Source organism: Robertkochia sediminum (assembly GCF_016786255.1).
Classification (GTDB): domain Bacteria; phylum Bacteroidota; class Bacteroidia; order Flavobacteriales; family Flavobacteriaceae; genus Robertkochia; species Robertkochia sediminum.
Window position 1 is genome coordinate 1 of the sequence record NZ_JADMKT010000036.1, and the last position, 441, is coordinate 441.

Sequence of the window (441 nt, forward strand, 5' to 3'; positions counted from 1 at the left end):
TTAAGTGTTCCATGAGCCAACACGCCCTTCATTTTTGTTTCGTGGTACTTAAAGATGGATCGCAGGGTATGGGTGTGATCATCTTTCCCCAGGTAGCGCGATTTCAAACTGGATGCGGTGATAAATTTACCTTCATAACGCAAGGCTTCGTGACATTCATAAATCCGGGCTTCGATCTGCCATAATAACTTATTGAGCACCCTGGCTTTTTCGGAGCGTCCGTTGACCCTTCCCGATTTGGAAGTCCACTTTGAAGGTTCAACAGCTAATTGGGTACTTACCTCGGCTCTTTTTCCGGCGATGGTAATTCGTGCATAAATGGGGCATTGGCCATTTCTGGATTTGGCCTTGGCGATCCAGAAATTGATGTAGAGATTTTTTGAAGTAGACATATCTCTCGTTCTTTAAGTTAAACTTCGATGAACGAAAGATTTCCGCAGT

The 441-nt window shown here is 44.2% G+C and carries 1 protein-coding gene; it reads right to left on the minus strand.

Features of this window, described 5'->3' with window-relative positions; genetic code table 11:
* The coding region (locus tag IS446_RS00155; RefSeq protein ID WP_235996348.1) for an Arm DNA-binding domain-containing protein at positions 1–392 on the minus strand (392 nt) is incomplete at its 3' end.
* Positions 393–441 lie beyond the last annotated feature (49 nt).